The sequence below is a fragment of the Halorubrum halodurans genome, assembly GCF_002252985.1.
GTDB classification, from domain to species: domain Archaea; phylum Halobacteriota; class Halobacteria; order Halobacteriales; family Haloferacaceae; genus Halorubrum; species Halorubrum halodurans.
Genome location: NZ_NHPJ01000127.1, coordinates 22,790 through 31,051, shown reverse-complemented (window position 1 = coordinate 31,051; position 8,262 = coordinate 22,790). Strand labels below are relative to the sequence as shown.

At 69.9% G+C, this 8,262-nt stretch carries 8 protein-coding genes; 7 read left to right on the top strand and 1 reads right to left on the bottom strand.

Annotation, left to right across the window (positions count from 1 at the left end; genetic code table 11):
• The 5 genes from DJ70_RS14390 to DJ70_RS14370 form a co-directional block, all read left to right on the top strand.
• Window positions 1-1,553: acetate--CoA ligase (locus tag DJ70_RS14390; RefSeq protein ID WP_094534181.1), on the top strand; the 1,553-nt coding region annotated here is incomplete at its 5' end.
• A 101-nt stretch (window positions 1,554-1,654) separates the two neighbouring features.
• Window positions 1,655-2,095 (top strand): DUF4212 domain-containing protein, encoded by a 441-nt coding sequence (locus DJ70_RS14385; RefSeq protein WP_094534173.1) that lies wholly within the window; start codon window positions 1,655-1,657, stop codon window positions 2,093-2,095.
• Window positions 2,092-3,816, top strand: coding sequence for a VC_2705 family sodium/solute symporter (locus DJ70_RS14380; RefSeq protein WP_094534171.1), 1,725 nt, complete (start codon window positions 2,092-2,094; stop codon window positions 3,814-3,816). The genes DJ70_RS14385 and DJ70_RS14380 overlap by 4 nt, the downstream gene beginning before the upstream one ends.
• A gap of 3 nt (window positions 3,817-3,819) precedes the next feature.
• On the top strand, window positions 3,820-4,281 hold the full coding sequence (locus DJ70_RS14375; protein WP_094534169.1) for a universal stress protein: 462 nt from the start codon (window positions 3,820-3,822) through the stop codon (window positions 4,279-4,281).
• A gap of 95 nt (window positions 4,282-4,376) precedes the next feature.
• Window positions 4,377-4,643: a hypothetical protein gene (locus tag DJ70_RS14370; protein WP_094534167.1), complete on the top strand. Its 267-nt coding sequence runs from the start codon at window positions 4,377-4,379 to the stop codon at window positions 4,641-4,643.
• Window positions 4,644-4,719: 76 nt separating this feature from the next.
• Here DJ70_RS14370 and DJ70_RS14365 read toward each other — a convergent pair whose 3' ends face one another.
• Window positions 4,720-6,168, bottom strand: a complete 1,449-nt coding sequence (locus DJ70_RS14365) for an MATE family efflux transporter (RefSeq protein WP_094534179.1) — start codon at window positions 6,166-6,168, stop codon at window positions 4,720-4,722.
• 270 nt (window positions 6,169-6,438) lie between these two features.
• Here DJ70_RS14365 and DJ70_RS14360 point away from each other — a divergent pair, with 270 nt between their 5' ends.
• Together DJ70_RS14360 and DJ70_RS14355 are read left to right on the top strand one after the other, a co-directional pair.
• A complete protein-coding gene (locus DJ70_RS14360; protein WP_094534165.1) occupies window positions 6,439-7,866 on the top strand; it encodes a M20/M25/M40 family metallo-hydrolase in 1,428 nt (475 codons plus the stop codon).
• A gap of 137 nt (window positions 7,867-8,003) precedes the next feature.
• Window positions 8,004-8,198, top strand: a complete 195-nt coding sequence (locus DJ70_RS14355) for a cold-shock protein (protein WP_066415948.1) — start codon at window positions 8,004-8,006, stop codon at window positions 8,196-8,198.
• The last annotated feature ends 64 nt before the right edge of the window (window positions 8,199-8,262 follow it).

The window sequence follows — 8,262 nt, the reverse complement described above, 5'->3', positions numbered from 1 at the left end:
TCCCGGAGCTGCCGGTCGCGATGCTGGCCTGTGCCCGCATCGGCGCGCCACACAGCGTCGTCTTCGCGGGGTTCTCCGCGGAGGCGCTCGCGACCCGGATGAACGCGGCGGACTCGGAGTACCTCGTCACGTGTGACGGCTACTACCGCCGCGGCGACCCGCTCGATCACCTCTCGAAGGCCAACGAGGGCCTCGGGAACGTCGATCACGGCACCGAGACGGTCGTCGTCGACCGGCTCGGCCCCAACGACGACGACTTCGGCCACGATCTGGCCGACGACCAGCACGACTACGACGCGCTCGTCGAGGCACACGCCGGCGCGGAGGTCGAGCCCGTGACGCGGGACGCCGAGGACATGCTCTTCCTGATGTACACCTCGGGGACGACGGGCAAGCCGAAGGGGGTGAAACACACGACGGGCGGCTACCTCTCGTGGGTCTCGTGGACCTCGCAGGCGGTGCTCGACATCAAGCCCGAGGACACCTACTTCTGTTCGGCCGACATCGGCTGGATCACGGGACACTCCTACATCGTGTACGGCCCCCTCGCGCTCGGCACGACGACGATGATGTACGAGGGGACGCCGGATCACCCCGACCGCGACCGCCTCTGGGAGATCATCGAGGAGTACGAGGCGACCCAGCTGTACACCGCGCCGACCGCGATCCGCGCGTTCATGAAGTGGGGGGCGGAGTACCCCGCCGCCCACGACCTCTCCAGCCTCCGGCTGCTCGGAACCGTCGGCGAGCCGATCAACCCGCGCGCCTGGAAGTGGTACTACAAGCACATCGGCGACGAGGAGTGCCCGGTCGTCGACACCTGGTGGCAGACGGAGACCGGCGGGATGATGATCACGACGTTGCCGGGCGTCAAGGACATGAAACCCGGCTCCGCCGGGCCGCCGCTCCCCGGCCTCGACGTACAGATCCTCGACACGGCGGGCGAGGAGATCGAGCCGGGACAGGCCGGCTACCTCACGGTCCAGAAGCCGTGGCCGGGGATGCTCCGGACCCTGTATAACAACGACGAGCGGTTCATCGAGGAGTACTGGGCGGAGTACTCCGACACCGACAGCGACGACCCCGACGACTGGGTGTACTTCCCCGAGGACGGCGCGAAGATCGACGAGGACGGCTACATCACCGTGCTCGGTCGCGTCGACGACGTGATCAACGTCTCCGGTCACCGGCTCGGGACGATGGAGATCGAGTCGGCCATCGTCGGCGTCGAGGGCGTCGCCGAGGCCGCCGTCGTCGGCGGCAACCACGACATCAAGGGCGAGGCCGTCTACGCGTACGTGATCACGGAGGACGGCTACGAGGGCGACGACGACCTCCGCGAGCGGATCGTCGCGGGCGTCGAGGACGCGATCGGCCCGATCGCCCGCCCCGAACGGATCGTGTTCAGCCCCGACCTCCCGAAGACCCGCTCGGGGAAGATCATGCGACGCCTGCTCGAGAACATCGCCGACGGCGAGGAGATCGGCAACACCAGCACGCTTCGTAACCCCGAGATCGTCGAGGAGATCCAGGCCAAGGCGACCGACGACTGACCCCTCCCCGGCCCGGACCTCCCGGACCGGTTCGCGATCGAGGATCGCCGACCACCGTCTACCGACCGGACGACCATTCACGAGACCGAACGGACCACGCCATGACAGACAACGACACTCACGACAGAGCGAACGCCGCCGAGACCGACGGCGGCGTCGCGACCGGAGCCGCACAGACGCACCAGGAGACCGACTACCTCGGAGCGGAGGTGAACCTCCTCGACCCGAGCACGCCGTACATGCGCGACCACCTCCGCATCGTCTGGACGGGGTTCGCCGTCTGGGTGCTCGCGGTGTGGGGGCCGGTGACGCTGACCCGGCTCGCGCCCGGCCCGATGACGAGCCCGATGCCGATCCTCGGCTTCCCGCTCCACTACTTCCTCGTCGCGTTCGGCGCGCCGACCAGCGCGCTGATCTTGGCGTTCTGGTACTCGCGAAAGCGGGACGCGCTCGACGGGAAGTACGGGATCGATCACGCCGGCGACGCGGGGACCGACCCCGCCGCTGACGCCGTCGCGGCCGACGGAGGCGCCGACGAATGACGGGACGCGGTCTCGTCCTACAGAGCGACCTCCTGCCGGAGGCGCTCGACATCTCGTTCAAGCTCGTGCCGTCGATCCTCGTGATCGCGATGCTGGGACTGTTCCTCACGATCGGGTTCCTGTTCCGGGTCGCCGACACCGACAACATGTGGGTCGCCGGCCGATCCATCGGGAACGTCGAGAACGGGATGGCGATCGGGGCCAACTGGATGTCCGCGGCCTCGTACCTCGGGATGGCGGCCTCCATCGCGCTCGCCGGGTTCTACGGGCTGGTGTTCGTCGTCGGCTGGACGACCGGGTACTTCATCCTGCTCATCTTCCTCGCCGCGCAGCTCCGTCGGTTCGGGAAGTACACCGCGCCGGACTTCGTCGGCGACCGGTTCAACTCCGACGGCGCGCGCGCCATCGCGGCGGTGACGACGTTCCTCATCGGCTTCGTCTACGCCATCGGCCAGGCGAAGGGGATGGCGCTCGTCGGGCTGTACATCTTCGGCGACTACGGCGGCCTCATCCCCGGCCTGGACGGGTACCAGGTGATGGTGGTCGCGATGATGGTCGTCACCGTCGGCTACCTGACGCTGTCCGGCATGCTGGGTGCCACGAAGAACCAGGCGGTCCAGTACGTCATCCTCATCCTCGCGTTCGTCGTCGGGCTGTTCGTCGTCGGCTACACGAACGGCTACTCGACGGTGCTGCCGCAACTCGAGTACGGCATGCTGATAAGCGAGCTCGGCAGCGAGTTCTCCGAGCCGTTCGCCTCCTCGAGCTACTACCTCTGGGTCGCCACGACGTTCTCGCTCATCGTCGGCACCTGCGGGCTGCCGCACGTGCTGGTCCGGTTCTACACGGTCGAGAGCGAGCGGACGGCCCGCTGGTCGACCGTCTGGGGGCTCTTCTTCATCTGTATCCTCTACTGGAGCGCGCCGGCGTTCGCGGCGTTCGGCACCGACCTCTACTCGCAGAACGTCGGCGCGACGTACGGCGACCCCGGCATGACGAGCGCGGCCAGCGAGGTCATCGTCGTGCTGGCGGCACAGCTGTCCGGGCTCCCCGAGTGGTTCGTCGGCATCGTCGCGGCGGGCGGCATCGCGGCGGCCATCGCGACGGTGGCCGGGCTGTTCATCGCCGGCTCGTCGGCGATCAGCCACGACATCTACACGAACATCATCAACGAGGACGCGACGCAGCGCCAGCAGATCCTCGTCGGCCGCCTCTCGATCGTCGCGCTGGGCGCGTTGACCACGCTGGCGGCGCTCAATCCCGCGTCGTCGATCGCCGCGCTCGTGGGGTACGCGTTCTCGCTCGCCGGCTCCGTGCTGTTCCCGATGTTCTTCCTGGGGATGTGGTGGGAGAACGCCAACCGGCAGGGCGCGCTCGCCGGGATGACGACCGGGCTGACGCTCTGGTCGATCCCGATGATCAACCAGATCGTCCCGACGTACGTCGGGTCGCTCGAGGCGCCCCTGTCGACCGGGCTCGCGACGTGGATGCCCGCCATCGGCTCGGCGCTGATCACGCTTCCCGTCGTGTTCGCCGTCACCGTCGTCGTCTCGATGGCGACCGACGAGCCGTCCCTGGAGACGAAGCGGATCGTCAGACAGTGTCACAGCCCCGAACCGATGGGCCAACAGGAGACCGCCGAGGACGTCGTCGCCGACGGCGGCGAGGAGGTGGCGACGGACGGCGGCCGAACGGTCGACGACGCGGCCACGGAGGAGTGATCCATGTACGAACGCATTCTCATCCCGACCGACGGGAGCGACGTCGCGGAGGCGGCCGTCGACCACGCGCTCGACCTGGCGGCACGGTACGGCGCCGAGGTCCACGCGCTGTACGTGGTCGACATCGACTCCGTGAACTACAGCCTCGGGACCGAACAGGTCGACCGGCTCAAACAGGGGCGGTTCGACGAGATGGAGGAGGTGAAAGAGCGGGCGGACGAGGCGACCGGCACCGTCGCCGACCGCGGCGCGGAGCGCGGTATCGACGTGGTCGAACACGTCTCCGGCGGCCGCCCGCACAAGGTGATCGCCGACTACGCCGAGGACAACGGGATGGACCTCGTCGTCATGGGGAGCCACGGGCGCGCCGGCGTCCGGCGCGCGCTCCTCGGGAGCGTCACGGAGCGCACCCTGCGATCGACACACGTCCCCGTCCTCGTCGTGGACTACCTCGAGGAGGAGTAGTCGCGACCGCGCCGGACCGGCCGGCGCGCCGTCGTCACGGTCCCGCATCGCTCCGGTTCCGGAACGCCGACGTACCCCGGCCGACACGCTCACCCATGACCGAGACCGACCCGACCGATCCGATCGATGACTCGGAGGAGAACGCCCTCGTCGACCGCCTCAGATCGCACGTCAGCGAGAACCGGACCGGCATGTTCCAGGACCTCGTGTTCGCGGTCGCGTGGGTGACGGTCGTCTCGTTGCTCTTCGATCACGTCCTCGTCGGAGCCCCGCGGTGGGCGTTCTACCTCGCGATGTTCGGCGGCGTTCCGGCGTACTTCGGCTTCTTCGCCTCGCTCGCGATCGCGAAGCGGGGGCGGTAAGTCAGTCGGATCGGCGGTCGGTTGCCGGTCCGGCGGTCGGTCTCGCCGATCCTGCGGCCGGTCGCCGGTCCCGTGATCAGTCGTCGCCGGGATCGACCGCGGGCTCGTCGCTCGATCCCTCGACGACGCCGTCCGTCCACGTTCCCCGCCGGAACCACGCCGCGCCGAGGACGAACGAGACGACCGCGGCCGTCGCGTACGCCCACCAGAGCCCCTCGACGCCCCAGGCGAGCCCCGTGTAGCCGACCTCGACCGCGGGCACGGCGAGGGGGCCGACGGCGAACCCGCCGAGGGTGAGGCTCACGGTCCCGAACGCCAACAGCGCGGCGACGGGGATCCGGAAGATCCACCGCGAGAGCAGCGACAGCGCCATCGCGGCCTTGGTGTGGCCCGCGCCGCGGAACCCGCCCTGGATCACCATCAGCCCGCCGAAGAAGGCCCACGAGAGCGCGACGATCCGCAGGAAGCCGATCCCCTCCGCGATCGTCGCCGGGTCGTCGACGAAGACGCCCATCGCGACGCCGGGGAAGACCCAGACGAGTCCGCCGGCGACCGCGAGCAGCCCCATCGTACCCGCGGTGGCGGCGCGCGTCACGGCGGCCGCGCGTTCGGGGGTCCGCGCGCCGAGGTTCTGGCCCACGCCCGTCGCGGTCGCCTGCCCGACCGCGCCGGCGACGCCCCAGGAGATCGACATCAGCCGGACGCCGATGCCGTACGCCGCGGTGGCGGCCGGGCCGAACCGCGCGACGAGCGCCGCCATCGCGACGGCCGCGAACGACCGGGCCCAGCCGTCGAGCGTCCCCGGATACCCCACGTCGATCAGCTTCCGGAGGATCTCCGGGTTCGGGATGAGGTCGCGGACGTACAGCTTCACGCCCCAGTCGCCGCGGAGCAGGATCCAGATCCCGACCGCGGTCGCGAACAGGCGGGCGATGAACGTCGCGACCGCGGCGCCGCGCGTGCCCATGGCGGGGACCGGCCCCCAGCCGAGAATGAAGACGGGGTCGATGACGATGTTGAGCGCGGCGGAGATGGCGACGAGCCACATCGCGGTCCGGGTGTCGCCCGCGCCCTGGAGCGACGCGCGGAACGCGAAGAAGAGGAACGTGAGCGGCAGCGTGAGGAAGATCACCTCGATGTACGCGAGCGACTCCGTGAACACCGCGTCGCGCGCGCCGATCCAGTAGAGCAGTCGGTGGCGCGCGAGGAAGCCGACGATCGCCAGGACGACGGAGACGACGACCGCGAGCAGCACGGTCTGGCCGACGATCTCGTCGGCTCGACGGTCGTCGCCCGCGCCGACGTGTTGGGAGACCAGGGCGATCGTCGCGGCGGTGAGCCCCATCGCGGTGGAGACGAACAGCCACGACAGGGGGAACATGAGCGAGACGGCGGCGACGGCGTCGGTGCTCACGCGTCCCACCCAGAACATGTCCGCGAGGTTGTACAGCGTCTGGAGGAGGTTGCCGAGCACCAGCGGCCACGCGAGGTCGAACAGCTTCGGGGAGATGGCTCCCGTCGTCATGTCGACCCTGGCGTCGTCGTTTCCCACGGGGAATCCGTCCGGATCCAGGGCCCCTCCGGACCTAACCTTTCGGGAGGCGGCGGTAAGCGAGGCCGAGGGAGCGGAGCGACCGAGGCCTCGTGGCGGAGCGGGGAGGAACGACCCGCNNGCGGGTCGTTCCTCCCCGCTTCACCGAGGGTTCGTTCGCTTCGCTCACTCACCCTCGCCCACCTCCCGGAGACGGGTGCCGCGACCGCAAGGACGACGACCCGCCCCGGCGTCGGGGTCGACATGGCCGAGAAGCGCGCGGACGGCGGGGAATCGGACGCGATCGCGGCGACGATAGACGACCGGGTGGAGACGTATCGGGACCGGCTCTTCGACCTGCTCGCCCAGCCGAGCGTCTCGACGACCGGCGAGGGGATGGACGCGGCCGCCGACCTCGTGGTCGACGTCCTCGAGGGATCCGGACTCGACGCGGACCGGATCGGGACGGAGCGGTACCCCGTCGTCTACGCGGAACGCGGGCCCGAGGGCGGGGAGAGCGCCGGAGGGAGCGACGGCCCCACCGTCCTGTTTTACGGCCACTACGACGTCCAGCCGCCGGGCGACGTCGACGCCTGGGAGTCGCCGGCGTTCGAGCCGACGGTCCGCGACGGCTCCATCTACGCCCGCGGCGCGGGCGACAACAAGGGACAGTTCGCGGCCCACGCCTTCGCGGTCGACGCGCTCGTCGCCGCCGACGCCTTCCCGGACGTCACGGTGAAACTGCTCGTCGAGGGCGGCGAGGAGAGCGGGAGCGCCGGGCTCCGCGAGTACCTCGGGAGCCAGCCGGCCGAACTCGCCGACGTCGACCTCGTGTACGTCGCCGACGGCCCCCGCCACGCGGTCGCCGGCGAGGACGGGATCCGGACGGGCGTCCCGACGCTGATGTACGGCAACCGCGGCGTCCTCTCGGTCCAGGTCGACCTGCGAACGGCGAACACGGACCTCCACTCCGGCAACTTCGGCGGTCCCGTGCCGGGCGCGACGAACCGGCTCGTCGAACTCCTCGCGTCGATGCGCGCGGACGACGGCGACGGGATCGCCGTCGACGGCTTCCACGACGGGACCGCGATCACCGACGCGGACCGCGAGCTGGTGGCACAGATTCCGGACGACAGCGAGGCGATCCGCGAGGAGCTCGCCGTCGACCGGTTCGTCACCGAGGAGCCCTACTACGAGCGACTCCTGACCCGTCCGAGCATGACCGTGAACGGGCTCTCGGGCGGCTACCAGGGCGAGGGGATGAAGACCGTCCTCCCGGCGGCGGCGTCGGCGAAGCTGGACTTCCGGCTCGTCCCGAACCAGGACCCGGACGCGGTCTTCGAGGCGGTTCGGGACCACCTCCGCGAGCGCGAGCCGCGGGTCGAGGTGGCGAAACACGGCACGTTCCCGCCGATGAAGACGCCGGTGGACACGCCGCTTGCGGAGCCGGTACTGGAGGCTCTGGAGGCCGTGTGGGGCGAGGACGTCGTCGAGCTCCCCGTGCTCGGCGGGAGCCTGCCGGCCGCCTACTTCCGGGAGGTGGAGGCGCTCGCGGACGTGCCCGTGCTCGTCGTCCCGTACGCCAACCACGACCAGGGGAACCACTCGCCGAACGAGCACCTCGACGTCGACTGCTTCGAGAACGGGATCCGGACGAGCGCGCGGGTCGTCCGGTCGCTCGGCGAGCGGTGAGAACGCTCGACCGGGGGTGAGCAGGTCGCCCCGGCGATCGCGGATCGCCCGATCCGGCGCTCGAGCCCGGCACGAGCCGCCGATGCCGGTTCGTACACCAAACACTTATTGCCCGGTTCCGCCTCTATACGGTCGCGATGGCGACAGGCAAGGTCGACTTCTTCAACGACACCGGCGGTTACGGATTCATCGAGACTGACGACGCTGACGAGGACGTGTTCTTCCACATGGAGGACGTCGGCGGCCCGGACCTCGAGGAAGGCCAGGAGGTAGAGTTCGACATCGAGGAGGCGGAGAAGGGCCCGCGCGCGAAGAACCTCACTCGACTGTAAGCGGCGGTACGCCGACCGCTCGGACAGCTCGCGAACCGTGTCCCGCGTATATTGCTCCCGGTAG